11 protein-coding genes are annotated in these 12644 nt (G+C 44.9%); 1 reads left to right on the top strand and 10 read right to left on the bottom strand.

Annotated elements, in window-relative coordinates:
- Positions 1-29: 29 nt before the first annotated feature.
- The 10 genes from ruvX to HXT57_RS01640 all read right to left on the bottom strand — a co-directional run bounded on the left by ruvX (position 30) and on the right by HXT57_RS01640 (position 11706).
- A complete protein-coding gene (ruvX, locus tag HXT57_RS01685) occupies positions 30-488 on the bottom strand; it encodes a Holliday junction resolvase RuvX (protein WP_004110340.1) in 459 nt (152 codons plus the stop codon).
- A gap of 54 nt (positions 489-542) precedes the next feature.
- A complete protein-coding gene (alaS, locus tag HXT57_RS01680) occupies positions 543-3227 on the bottom strand; it encodes an alanine--tRNA ligase (protein WP_116440371.1) in 2685 nt (894 codons plus the stop codon).
- Positions 3228-3433: 206 nt separating this feature from the next.
- Complete coding sequence (locus tag HXT57_RS01675; protein WP_116431894.1) at positions 3434-3679, bottom strand: hypothetical protein; 246 nt, start codon at positions 3677-3679, stop codon at positions 3434-3436.
- Complete coding sequence (locus HXT57_RS01670; protein WP_116431895.1) at positions 3679-4125, bottom strand: DUF948 domain-containing protein; 447 nt, start codon at positions 4123-4125, stop codon at positions 3679-3681. The genes HXT57_RS01675 and HXT57_RS01670 overlap by 1 nt, the downstream gene beginning before the upstream one ends.
- Before the next feature lie 150 nt (positions 4126-4275).
- Positions 4276-4950, bottom strand: a complete 675-nt coding sequence (locus tag HXT57_RS01665; RefSeq protein ID WP_076002649.1) for a histidine phosphatase family protein — start codon at positions 4948-4950, stop codon at positions 4276-4278.
- 141 nt (positions 4951-5091) lie between these two features.
- Positions 5092-5718 carry a 30S ribosomal protein S4 gene (rpsD, locus tag HXT57_RS01660; protein ID WP_004105277.1) on the bottom strand — a complete coding sequence of 209 codons (627 nt, stop codon included), beginning with the start codon at positions 5716-5718 and terminating at the stop codon, positions 5092-5094.
- 436 nt (positions 5719-6154) lie between these two features.
- Positions 6155-6937, bottom strand: a complete 783-nt coding sequence (locus HXT57_RS01655) for an ABC transporter ATP-binding protein (protein ID WP_004110329.1) — start codon at positions 6935-6937, stop codon at positions 6155-6157.
- Between the two features lie 2 nt (positions 6938-6939).
- Positions 6940-8151, bottom strand: a complete 1212-nt coding sequence (locus HXT57_RS01650; protein ID WP_421783633.1) for an FtsX-like permease family protein — start codon at positions 8149-8151, stop codon at positions 6940-6942.
- A gap of 38 nt (positions 8152-8189) precedes the next feature.
- Complete coding sequence (locus tag HXT57_RS01645) at positions 8190-8603, bottom strand: DUF4418 family protein (RefSeq protein WP_064621548.1); 414 nt, start codon at positions 8601-8603, stop codon at positions 8190-8192.
- 142 nt (positions 8604-8745) lie between these two features.
- Positions 8746-11706: an ATP-dependent helicase gene (locus tag HXT57_RS01640; protein WP_064621547.1), complete on the bottom strand. Its 2961-nt coding sequence runs from the start codon at positions 11704-11706 to the stop codon at positions 8746-8748.
- Between the two features lie 189 nt (positions 11707-11895).
- On the opposite strand from HXT57_RS01640, the gene HXT57_RS01635 reads away from it, so the two are divergent.
- Positions 11896-12477 carry a xanthine phosphoribosyltransferase gene (locus HXT57_RS01635; protein ID WP_004110321.1) on the top strand — a complete coding sequence of 194 codons (582 nt, stop codon included), beginning with the start codon at positions 11896-11898 and terminating at the stop codon, positions 12475-12477.
- Positions 12478-12644: the final 167 nt, after the last annotated feature.

The raw sequence follows: 12644 nt of genomic DNA, 5'->3' as shown, positions 1-12644 counted from the left end.
CTATTTCTGCTTTTATTCGATTTTCAAAACTACTCTGCATTATTTGCGTCAAGCGCAGACTGCAAAATCAACACTGCCGACTGCTGATCTACCATTGGACGATGCTTTTTAGTAGAAAGATCCGCTTGCAAAAGCTGACGATGAGCACTTACTGTTGTCAAACGCTCATCTTTCCAAACTACTTCTGGCATATAATCCAACGCCCAATCTTTTTCGTCATGCAATATTTGCATGCGTTTTATTAGATTCTTCCCCCAGCGCAGAGCTTTTTTAGCAGATTTTCCTTCAGTGCCATCAAGTTGCAAAGGCAAGCCTATAACAACTTTTTCTACATTGTTATCTTCAATAACTTCAAGCACTTCATCTATAGCATGGAAGGAATCTCCAAACACTTGCACATTACCAATAGGATGTGCAAAGGTGAGACCAGGGTCGGAAAGTGCAAGTCCGACCCTTGCGTCACCTAAATCAATACCTAACCACACCATATTTCGTGTTGCTTTTGGTATAGATTCGTAAATTTTTAAGCTGTAAAACACGCACTAGGCGAGCTTAGCTACTTCTGATTTCGCAGCTTCGAGAGCTTCATCAAGCTTAGAAGCATCTGTACCACCGCCCTGAGCGAAGTCTGGCTTGCCGCCACCGCCGCCACCAAGCACCTTGGAAGCAGTACGAACCAAGTCGCCAGCCTTAGCACCAAGACCGCGAGCAGCTTCGTTTGTAGCTACTGCAATCATTGGTCGATCGTCTTCATTAACACCAGCAAGTGCAACAACCACTGGAGCATCTTCACCTAAACGAGCACGAATATCTAGGACTGTCTTGCGCAAAGCATCGAATGAGCCAAAGTTGCCAACATTCTTAAGAGCCAACTTAACTTTTTCGTTACTATTCTTTACTTCATCAACTAATGTTGGTACAGCTTCATTTAATTGAGCTTCGTAAACAGAAGCAAGCTTACGATCAGAATCCTTCATCTTGTTAAGCAAAGATTCCAAACGTTCAACCAACTCGTCTGGGCGAGCATTAACCATGTCTGCTAATTGCGCAACCAAAGTGTGCTCGCGGGCGCCATACTCGTACGCTGCCTCGCCGCAAAGAGCGTCGATTCTGCGCACACCAGAGCCAATAGAAGACTCGGAAAGGATTGTAACCATACCAATCTTTCCGGTGCTCTTAGCGTGAGTGCCACCGCAAAGCTCGCGGCTCCAACCGTCGCCGATTTCAACAACGCGCACAACATCGCCGTACTTTTCGCCGAACAAGTGCATTGCTCCAAGCTTAAAAGCGTCGTCGATTGGCATTTCCTTAGGAACAACCTGCAAATCGTCGCGAATACGCTCGTTTACGCGAGCTTCAACGCGAGAAAGCGCATCCTTATCAACAGCCTTTGGCCACTGGAAGTCGAAGCGCAAGCGGTCTGGATCAACCACGGAACCGCGCTGAGTTGCCTGTGGACCAAGCTCTTCTCGCAAAGCCTTGTGAAGGGTATGCGTAGCAGTGTGGCTTCGAGCCAAAGCAGCTCTACGAACCTGGTCAATATTGGTGTTTACAGGAGCACCAACGCTAAGAGTTCCTTCGGTAAGTCGGCAGCTGTGAACAATCAAATCCTTGATTGGTCGCTGAACATCGTCAACTTCCAAAATCGCGCCGTCATCGGAAATAATCTCGCCCTGGTCAGCAATCTGGCCGCCGCGCTCAGCGTAGAATGGCGTGCGGTCGAGAATAATCTCAACGTTTGCAGGAGCAGTAACGCTTTTAACAGAGCCTTTACCTGCTTCAACAATTGCCAAAACGTTAGAACGGCTGGAGAAGTCAGTGTAACCGAGGAAGTCGATTGGCTTTTCGAGCGACTTCTTAATATCGTCGTAAACGCTAACGTCCACATTGTGACGCTTCTTCAAAGCGTCAGCGCGAGCGCGACCTTTCTGCTCGCTCATAAGCTCGCGGAACTTAGCTTCGTCCACTTTAACACCCTGCTCAGCTGCCATCTCCAAAGTCAACTCGATTGGGAAGCCGTAAGTATCGTGCAAAGTAAACGCGTCGGAGCCGCCAACCATAGGGTCATCCTTGTGCTCTTTCTTAGCTTTTTCAACAGCCAAATCGAGAATAGTCGTGCCCTTTTCAAGAGTGCGACGGAACGCGTCTTCCTCACCGTAAGCAGCTTCGCTAACCTCATGGAAAGTATCATTAAGCTCTGGATAGCTTGGTTCCATAGCAGCTTTAGAAACTGGGAAAAGCGTTGGCAAAACTGGATCTTGCACACCAAGCATACGCATTGCGCGAACAGTTCTGCGAAGAAGACGACGAAGCACATAGCCGCGGCCAACATTACTTGGGCGCACGCCATCGCTCATAATCATCAAAGCGGAACGCACGTGATCTGCTACAACGCGGAAACGCACGTCAGCATCATTATTATCGCCGTACTTTACGCCACTAAGCTTTTCTGCAGCTTCAATAACTGGGTAAACTTCGTCAGTTTCGTAAATATTTTCCTTACCTTGCATAAGGTAAGCCAAACGCTCCAAACCAGCGCCAGTATCAATATTCTTTTGATCGAGTTCGCCAGCAATATGCAAATCAGTCTTAGATTTGACGTTATCTACCTGGTAGTTTTCAAAAACCAAATCCCAAATCTCAATAAAACGAGATTCGTCAGCAGCCGGACCTCCATCGCGACCATACTTAGGACCGCGATCCACGTAGATTTCGGAGCATGGACCGCCAGGACCAGGACCGCCGGTAGTCCAGAAGTTATCTTCCATACCGAAAACTTGCATATGCTCTGGGTCGAAGCCTTCGTTCTTCCAAATTGCGCGGGCTTCATCGTCGTCAGTATAAGTAGTAACCCAAAGCTTTTCAGGGTCAAAACCGTAGCCGCCCTTATCTTGAGGAGTTGTCAAAAGCTCCCAAGCGTAGTGAATAGCTTCCTCTTTAAAATAATCGCCAAACGAGAAGTTACCAACCATCTGGAAGAAAGTGCCGTGACGAGTAGTCTTACCAACTTCGTCAATATCTAGAGTGCGAACGCACTTCTGATTCGAAGCCATACGACGCGAAGGAGGCGTCTGCTCTCCGAGCAAGTAAGGAATAAACGGCACCATGCCTGCGATAGTAAATAACGTAGTTGGGTTCGGCGAAATAAGAGAAGCCGAAGGAACAACCATATGACCATTCTTAGCAAAATAGTCAAGATAACGCTTTGCAATTTCTGCTGTGCGCATACGTACGAACTCCTTGTGTAATTTTTAGCAAGACCCACGCAAACCGTCACAAATAACCGTCACAAACAAAAGCCACATGCAACGCCCACACGAAATCGTGCCGCATGACGCACGACGCAATCATGCAAACATTCAATATAGTACTTCAATACTTAACTTAACTAAACTTAGCAAAGTAACGAAATTATGAAAAACTTGTTTTTTATTTAAAATTCCCTATTTCTACGATTAGCATAACGAGAATTAAGCTCAGCTTCATGCTCTTTACGGCTAGTATTGAAATCTTTAAACAATCCCATTACTGTGCGCAATGTGATATTTTTCGGTTCCTCATCAAAAATAAAACGACTAGCAGAAGACGGCATTTTTGCTTTAACATATGCACGAGCCTTCGTAACTGTAAGAACACCAATTACAATGCCAATAAACATCCAAAATAAACGCTTGAACATTACTCTCCCCTGCCTGCATTATTAGTTGCATTCTTATCAGAGGATTCTTTTGAAACGTTACGATTGGCACTATTCTTGTCTGTTGGCACAGTCGGCTTATTGAAGAAAGAAGAAACAGTATCTTTTAGAGCGTAACCAGCAGCTGCAATTTTTACGAGCGGTTTTCCAAGGAAAGCACCATACAAATCAGTAAGAGCACCAATATTCGTAACAGTTGTGCGCGTAGCTCCTGAAACAGCGTTTACATCGTCAAGAGTCTTATTAACTTGCTTAATCGTCGTCACAGACTCGTCAATTGCAGGCATCGCATGCTCACCCGACTCTTTGACAGTTTTCGCAATCTGATCGAACAACTTGCCCAATCTAATTAGCGGATAAATCAAAAAACCCGAAAGCACAGTAAACGCAATCGCGGCAATAAGAGCAGCTATGTCTCCAACGCTCATCGTAACCTCTTTCTGTACCATTTTTGCTTAAGACTTCACCGCGCTGAAAGCTAATACAACAGCAAATCAGACTACAGTTAAAACCATTCGCAATGACTTAAGACTAACGAACGGTAACGACGCATACGTTAAGAAAGCTGTAGCAAAAAGCTACTCGTTGTAGCCTTGAATAGTAATAGCGTTATCAATAGGTTTAGTAGTGTCAAAATCGAGCCTAGTTACGCTTCCGTTTTGAGGGCGTTCGCTTAAATCGTAGCCTGCAGGCGCAAAACGGTGCATAAGACTTAGCAAAGTGTTGCCATGCGAAATTTGCAAAACATTATCTCCATCGTTAAGCAAAGAATTTGAAGCGATTAACGCAAAACCTTCTTCTACGCGAGTCCAATATTCGATATCTGACTCGGCATCGTGGAAAGGATCCGCTTCTTTAAGCATGTCACGAGTGGCTGCAAGCCCAAATTTTTCAACAATTTCGTTATAAGTGTGCGCTCCGTGAGGCGCTCCTGCAGCCCACCAAGCCATTTGCATATCTTGACCTTCAAAATAGCCGTAGCATTGCTCACGAAAATGCATATCGCTTACAAGCTTTGGACGCGCGTTACCGGCAGCTTCATTTACGTCGAGAATACACTGAGCCGTGATTTGCGCACGCGTAGTATCCGAGCAGTAAGCTGCAGCAAAAGTAATATTTTGCAGCTTTTTTGCGGCAGTATCCGCATCTTTCAAACCTTTTTCAGTAAGCGGAGAATTTGACCAGCCTTGCAGTCGATTATAGCGATTAAATAGCGTCTGTCCGTGACGCACTAAATAAAGATGCAGCAACATAGCTCCATTATTGCACTAAGCGGTACATAACTGTCGAAAACACCAAACAAACCGATGAAATCGACAAAAACGCATTGACCCCTGCCACGCGAATGCGCAACAGGGGTCAAGCGGTATGTCCTTAAGAATTAAATCGGCGAATTAACGAGCGTAGTATTCGACGACGTACTGAATGTTGACTTCAACTGGAATCTGATCGACTTCCGGCTTACGAGTCAAAGTAGCCTTCAAAGAGGCAAGATTCACATCGAGGTAACCAGGAACTGCTGGCAAAACGTCGCGATGAACGCCTTCTGCAGCCATCTGGAATGGAACCATGGTCTGGCTCTTGGCACGAACCTGAATGGTCTGACCTGGCTTCACACGGTAAGATGGGCGATCGACAAGATTGCCATCAACCAAAATATGACGATGCACAACAAACTGACGAGCCTGGGCGGTGGTGCGAGCAAAGCCTGCACGCAAAACCAAAGCATCAAGACGAGTTTCCAAATCGGTGAGCATTGCGTCACCGGTCTGGCCTGCAGTGTGCGTACCCTTCTCGTAAGCAGCACGAAGCTGCTTCTCGGAGATGCCGTACTGAGCGCGAAGACGCTGCTTCTCGCGAAGACGTACTGCGTAATCGGACTCGGTGCGACGACGAGTGCGACCGTGCTCACCTGGAGCATATGGACGCTTCTCGAAGATACGCTGAGCCTTTGGGGTTAAAGCGATGCCGAGGGCGCGAGAAAGACGCACCTGACGGCGAGAACGCTGAATATTAGTCATAACTAATCCTTTAATTCTGTCGTTATCTGAACGGAACGTGAACCAAGTTTTTAGTCAATCGCAAAATCGCCTAAAAATTATTCACGCTGAGCCGGCCTCTCCAGTGCTTCTTCGTGCTAACACACGAACGCGCAAGTATTAAAACGTTGAAATAACGCCATAACTACCGCGCGCCGACCCACTGATGGGCTAAGGCTCCAGATGATGCTTACACAAAATAGGCATCGTTTCTGATTCTACACACCACTAAGAATAATTGTTGATATTTTTCGTACTGAGCGCGAAACTCACGTTGTAAGTTCCTCGGCAAATGTTCCACAAACCAGCCAAAACGCTCGCGCGAGTAACGCGCTCGCTTGCGAAACTCGCGTTGGAAGTCCACTGGACTTCCAACTTTAGCGAGTTTCCGGATTGAAGTGCCTTCGCGCGCTACGCTTCAAGCGCTCCGGCAAGTCAATCCGCAATCCATTGTGTATGTGCGATCCGCACAGCGAGCAGCCTCAACATCGTGAGTTACCATGAGCACTGCCACACCATTTTTTGCAGCCTCGCGCAACATTTTCACAACTATGCGAGTATGCTCTACATCCAAATCGCCAGTAGGCTCGTCAAGAATAAGAAGCTTTGGATTGTTTATTAGCGCGCGCACAATCATTACGCGACGCATTTCACCACCCGAAAGCTCATTTGGGTAGCACCACAGTAAATCTTCAATATGCAATTGCTTGCAAAGTTCTAACGCGCGAGTCTCGTTTAAATCTTCGCTTACTTCAGACTTACTTACTTCAGCCTTACTTATTCCAGACTTACTTACTTCACAAGCACTAGCTGCAATTTGCACAGGTAAAAGTATGTTGTCATGCACAGTAAGATTTTGTAAAAGCGTCTGCGATTGCGTCACAAAACCTATATCACATGCGCGCAAACGAGACATTTTTGCATCACTAAAAGTGCGTTCAGAAATCTCTTCGCCGCAAACTTTTACACTTCCATGCGTTGGCTTCAATAACCCAGCAATCAAATTTAGTAAAGTAGATTTTCCGTTACCTGACTTTCCAACGATTGCCACAAAATCGCCGCTATTTAGCGCAAAACTCACGTTATTTACTGCAAAAAATTTGTGTTTTCTGCGCATAAATTCGCGAGTTACACGAGTAAGCTCAACAACAGGTAAAATATCAAACTCATTACTTGGCAGTTTTTGACTCTTATCTTCCATACTTACTCACCTGATCTAAGTGTCAAATACGTTTCGCGCATAGCAATGCGCAATGTGGTAAGTGCTGAAGCTACAACAACTGCAACAAGCGCAAGTAGCACAGACGCTAACATAAGCACTGCTACTGGTAGCGCAGTCACTTCCAAATACGGAAGCTGCAATTGTTCAGAAATAAGAGAACTGTAAGGGAACAATATAAGACTTGCAGACGCAACACCCAATACTCCACCAACTAAGCCAAGTATCGCAGATTCCCTAACGACAACGCCTAAAAGCATATTTCTTGTTGTGCCAAGTATGCGAAGAGAAGCAAACTCTTTTTTGCGCTCGTTTACAGATGTTGAAAACACTGCAACTAAAACTAGCAATCCAACTAGCCAGCACGCAGCAATTATAAAAGTCAACGTGCGAGTAAAAACACCAAGATTAGCTTGCGTAGTTGCTGTAATTCCGCCCGGAAAAACTATGCCAATGCTTGAAAGACCAGTTGTTTTGCGAATATTTTTTGCAACTTCTTGCGCGCTGTAACCCTTTTGTACTTTTACAAGTACTGCAGAAACTGCTTTTTTAGCATATTCCTTTGGAATAGCAGTGTGCCCTACTTTCGTTGAATACTCAACTACTTGCGGCACACTTTTGCGTCGCACAAACACTGAATTATCAATGCTTGTGCCGGTTTTTGCAAGCTGTGCAGCTACAGGCCATTGGTGTCCAAAAAGACGAACAGTATTCATATAAGACACGATTACATTTGCGCCAGCAATCATCTCGCCTTTTTGTAACTTCTGCTTATGTTGAGAATAAATCCAAGGACCTATAACAAAATCAGAATCGGGATCAAAACCAATAATTTGCAATTTTTCAGCGCAACATCCTGCAGAAAGCGAAGAAATATACGTTTGTACACTCGCCTTTTGCACACCCGGAGAGCGTCTTACTAAATTCTCAATATCGTTAGTGAAATAAAAAGTGCTTGAACCACTGTTTGTAAGCAACGCTTCTGCTTTAGTGTGCGTACCTTGAGGGATAACCATAATATCAGCTCCCATGCGTTCTCGCATACTGTTCAAACCGCGTTCAAGATTCATAGAAATCAGCGAGCCGCCGAAAAATATTGCAGACAAGCACGCAGATACAACAATAAGTGCAGCAGTGCGCAATGGCTTGCGTCTAAGATTTTCCAGCGGCAATCGCTTTAGCGTAATAGTGCGCATAATTTTGCTTTATTAAGCTTTTCGAACTATTTGAACTATTAATCTTCTTTATTATCCAAATACACGGAAGCAGCCGCGAACACCAATGCGAGCACAGACAGAACAATCAGCGTTGGGCGCATAACTGATGCACAATGCATCATTGGGCTCTTGCACACGCCAATAAGGAATGTTGTAACAGCAATCATAAGTAAAGCGTTCACAACTACAGCAATATTTAAACCAATGCGAACATTTTCTTTAACAAATAACGCAATAATTCCAAGTACTGCAATAACTAAGCCGATTCCAACAGCTGCACGACCTGTGTAGTAGCATGCCATAGGTTGCATCATCATATGCATTTTGTGCATGCCTCCGGTTGAGCATGGCTTTGCAAACGTCAATGGTGCAATGGCAATAAGCAAGCCGAAAATAATTGCAGGAATTGATGCGAATAATTTGTTTTTCATAATTTATACCTCATTAAATGTATGTTTTTATTTTTTAGTGTCACATTTTCGTTAATGCAACACGCTTCTCAGCGCTCACACCAGCAAACGCCACGTCCTTGTTAAAAATTTATCTTACATTAAAGTGCATAAATAAAAGATTTTACAATTTTTCGATTGGTGCAACTCTAAGCATTAGTCGCTTTACTCCATCGGAGCCGAAATCGACTGTAATAATTGAGTTTCTGCCCTTATCTTGCGTTGCTAACACGGTTCCTAAGCCGTAAGTATCGTGAGTAATTTTGTCGCCAACTTGGAAGTCTTGAATATTTAGATGATTGTCTTTATTCATAACTGCAGAAGTTGAACCAACTTTTGTTGCGCTTGTTGAAGTCGCAGTTTTTGCAGTAACTTTGCGCGTTTTTACTGCACTTGACTTAGACCAATTCGATTTAGAATAAGACGAGCCGTAAGAAGAACCGTAAGACGAGCCGTAAGACTTGCTATAAGACTTTTCGTAAGAGGAGCTGTAAGAACTCGAGCCATACGATTTATTTCTTCCGTAAGACTTAGAGCCATGCGATTTTTCAGAACCGTAAATGCTTCCACCATAAGTTGTTTTTTCACTAAACGCATCGCTATAATCGTCATCCCAGCCGCCAAAATCACTATCAAAATCGCTATCGAAATCATCGCCACGCCTAGACGAAGCGCCCCAACGCTCAACATCAGACTCTCTGCGCTTCCAATCAATCAAATTATCTGGAATCTCATCCAAAAACTGGCTTGGAAGCATATCTTGAGCCTGCCCCCATTGCGCACGAACAGCAGCACGAGTAACATACAAACGCTGCTTAGCTCGAGTAATACCAACATAAGCAAGACGACGCTCCTCGCAAAGCTCGCCATCGTCTTCCAAAGCGCGAGAATGCGGAAAAGTTCCCTGCTCCATGCCAGTTAGGAACACAACCGGATACTCCAAGCCCTTAGCCGTGTGAAGCGTCATCAACGTAACTTTACCAGTGTCCTCATTTTCATCCGGCAATTGATCCGAATCAGCCACAAGCGCTGTCGTTTCAAGGAATCCAGCAACACTAGCATCCGGCGTATTCTGCTCATACTCAGCTGCAACCGACTGCAATTGCGACAAATTATCCACGCGAGCGGCATCTTGAGGATCTTCAGAACGTTGCAAATCCTCCAGCAAACCACTGTCGTTCAGTATGCTGTCAATAACTTTAGAAGGTTTCGAGTCATCGTTTTGCATACAAGTAATTAAATTGTGCATAAGCTCGCGGAACTCTTTAAGCTTGGTTGCAGTGCGAGTTGGCATGCCTTCGATTGACTCCAAATGCTCCAAAGCTTGCCAGAAGCTAACTCCTTGTGTTTGAGCGTAAAGCGTTAGCAAAGCCTCCGCACGCGCTCCAAGCCCACGCTTAGGCACATTCAAAATTCGGCGCATATTCACATCGTCATCTGGGTTTGCCATAGATTGCAAGTATGCGAGCGCATCTTTTACTTCGCGACGCTCGTAAAACTTCGTGCCGCCAACAAGTTGATACGGAAGACCTGCTTTAACGAGCGCATCTTCCAGCGAACGAGACTGTGCATTAGCGCGATACATAATCGCCATATCCGAATAAGCAACGCCCTCTTCACCTGCTAATCGCGCTATTTCTTGCGCAACCCAAGCTGCTTCCTGTTGAGCACTGTCTGCTGCATAACCAGTAATTGGAGTGCCCTTACCTAATGCCGTCCACAATTTTTTAGGCTTTCGTCCTTGATTATGCGAAATAACTGCATTTGCAGCATCCAAAATAGTTTGCGTAGAGCGATAATTTTGCTCAAGCATAATAGTTGTAGCGTTTGGGAAATCTTTTTCAAAGTCTTGAATATTGCGAATATCTGCTCCGCGGAAAGCGTAAATCGACTGGTCGGAGTCGCCTACAACTGTGATTGATGCAGGAGTGTTATTTTGCTGAGATGGATTTGCACTATTTTGCTTTACATCCACTCCAGCAAGCTCGCGAATAAGCTCGTATTGAGCGTGATTCGTATCCTGATACTCGTCTATAAGAATATAGCGGAACTTACGTCGGTAATATTGCGCAGCTTCTGGTACTTCGCGCATGAGTTGCACAGTTCGCATAATTAAATCGTCAAAATCAACCGCATTTGCTTGAGATAAACGATGCTGATATTCCGCATAAATAGTTGCGTAGACAGCTTCAGAATTGCCAGCGTGCGCAATTTGTTGACCTGCAACACCAGGCTTGTAATCGTTAGCATACATGTCTAGTTGCTCACGCCAAGTGATTAAACTATTTTTGCAATCCGAAATCTTGCCCAAAATGCTGCGTGGCGTAAAACGCTTAATATCAACGTTAAGCTCTGTTGCAATAATTTTTACTAATCGCTCGCAATCGGAAGTATCGTAAATAGAAAAGCCTGATTTTAAGCCAATATACTGTCCTGATCTGCGAAGTATTTTCACACATGCAGAGTGGAACGTCGAAACCCACATAGTATTTGCTTCGCTACCAATAAGTTTGCTTAAACGTTCACGCATTTCGGCAGCTGCTTTGTTTGTAAAAGTGATGGCAAGAATTTGGCTTGGCCAGGCACCTTTTTGGCTTAATATCCAAGCTATTCTTCGCGTAAGAACTCGCGTTTTGCCGCTTCCAGCTCCTGCTCCAATAAGCAGTGCCGGTCCGTCGTATTGGACTGCTTGAGATTGTTGCGGATTTAAGCCGTCGAGTAGTTTTTGCGCGTCAACTGCAACTCTAGAATGTGCGGAATTTTGAGAATATTCTTGAGATTCTTGAGGAAGCAGTTCTTGTTGGGCAAGAGCTTCTTGTTGGGAAGGCACTGATTCTTGAGGAGGCACTGATTCTTGATCAGACGCATATTCTTGCTGCGTAAAATCAGGCTCTTTAGCATAAGCGTCAGCATACTCGTCGTAACTGTAGTTGGCATAATCATTCACATCCGCAACATTCTCGTAAAAACTATCGTCAGAATCGAACGAATCAACTGGATTCCCCAACAAATCACTTACATATCCGTAATCGCTATCTTTTGCACTCATATTTGCATTCATACTTGCGCCCATACTTACGCTCATACTTGTACTCCATTAATTCCGCCAATTACCTACGTTTTAGCTTCAGCAATAAAACGCCCCCACGTTTTAATTGCGCACGTATTTAATCAGGTTTACCACATGCTGCAGTCGTTTTTACTCGTATTGTGTCACGAACTTGGGTATGCTTGAGCGTACTGCAATGTAATTGTTCGTAAGAAGGGGCGCATCGTGCAAGAACTGGAAGAACGCATTCTCCAAGATGGTATCGTAAAACCAGGCAATGTATTAAAAGTAGACGCTTTTTTGAACCACCAGTGCGATGTGAATTTATTTGATCATATGGGAGCCGCTTGGGCTGAGCATTTCCGCGACGCAAATATTACTAAGATTCTTACGATTGAGGCTTCTGGTATTGGAATCGCATGTGTTGCAGCACGCCATTTTGGTGGAGTTCCTGTGGTTTTTGCAAAGAAAGCTCAGTCGATTAATCTCGATGGCGACCAATACGTATCTACGGTATTTTCTTTTACAAAGCAGCGCGAGTTTCCGGTGATTGTGTCACGTAAGTATTTAAGTGCGGAAGATCGCGTGCTTATTTTGGATGATTTTTTGGCGAACGGCAAAGCTTTGCAAGGATTAATCGACATTTGCAATCATGCTGGAGCTAGCGTTGCAGGCATTGGAATCGCTATCGAAAAGGGCTTCCAAGGTGGTGGAGATGCGCTTCGTGAAGCCGGATATGACTTGGATTCGCTGGCAATTGTTGATGCGATGGATCCTGTTGACGGCTCGATTTCGTTCCGTAAGTAGCGCTCCGACCTGCTTTCGCGCTTAGAGCGTAGCGCGCGAAAGTAACTCGGAGCGGAAACTCGCTAAAGTTGGAAGTCCAGTGGACTTCCAACGCGAGTTTCGTAGCGAGCTTATTCCTCACGGCTATTGGTAGCCGTTCGGCTGATTTGGCATGTGAAGCACACCGT

This window comes from Gardnerella sp. KA00771 (genome assembly GCF_049244045.1).
Taxonomy (GTDB): Bacteria; Actinomycetota; Actinomycetes; order Actinomycetales; family Bifidobacteriaceae; genus Bifidobacterium; species Bifidobacterium swidsinskii.
The sequence above is the reverse complement of the archived record's forward strand: the minus strand, read 5'-3'. Positions and strand labels throughout refer to the sequence as shown.

What these genes read in the sequence shown, in the direction of transcription:
- ruvX (WP_004110340.1), bottom strand. Translation starts at nt 488, where the DNA reads ATGGTGTGGTTAGGTATTGATTTAGGTGACGCAAGGGTCGGACTTGCA.
- alaS (WP_116440371.1), bottom strand. Translation starts at nt 3,227, where the DNA reads ATGCGCACAGCAGAAATTGCAAAGCGTTATCTTGACTATTTTGCTAAG.
- HXT57_RS01675 (WP_116431894.1), bottom strand. Translation starts at nt 3,679, where the DNA reads ATGTTCAAGCGTTTATTTTGGATGTTTATTGGCATTGTAATTGGTGTT.
- HXT57_RS01670 (WP_116431895.1), bottom strand. Translation starts at nt 4,125, where the DNA reads ATGAGCGTTGGAGACATAGCTGCTCTTATTGCCGCGATTGCGTTTACT.
- HXT57_RS01665 (WP_076002649.1), bottom strand. Translation starts at nt 4,950, where the DNA reads ATGTTGCTGCATCTTTATTTAGTGCGTCACGGACAGACGCTATTTAAT.
- rpsD (WP_004105277.1), bottom strand. Translation starts at nt 5,718, where the DNA reads ATGACTAATATTCAGCGTTCTCGCCGTCAGGTGCGTCTTTCTCGCGCC.
- HXT57_RS01655 (WP_004110329.1), bottom strand. Translation starts at nt 6,937, where the DNA reads ATGGAAGATAAGAGTCAAAAACTGCCAAGTAATGAGTTTGATATTTTA.
- HXT57_RS01650 (WP_421783633.1), bottom strand. Translation starts at nt 8,151, where the DNA reads ATGCGCACTATTACGCTAAAGCGATTGCCGCTGGAAAATCTTAGACGC.
- HXT57_RS01645 (WP_064621548.1), bottom strand. Translation starts at nt 8,603, where the DNA reads ATGAAAAACAAATTATTCGCATCAATTCCTGCAATTATTTTCGGCTTG.
- HXT57_RS01640 (WP_064621547.1), bottom strand. Translation starts at nt 11,706, where the DNA reads ATGAGCGTAAGTATGGGCGCAAGTATGAATGCAAATATGAGTGCAAAA.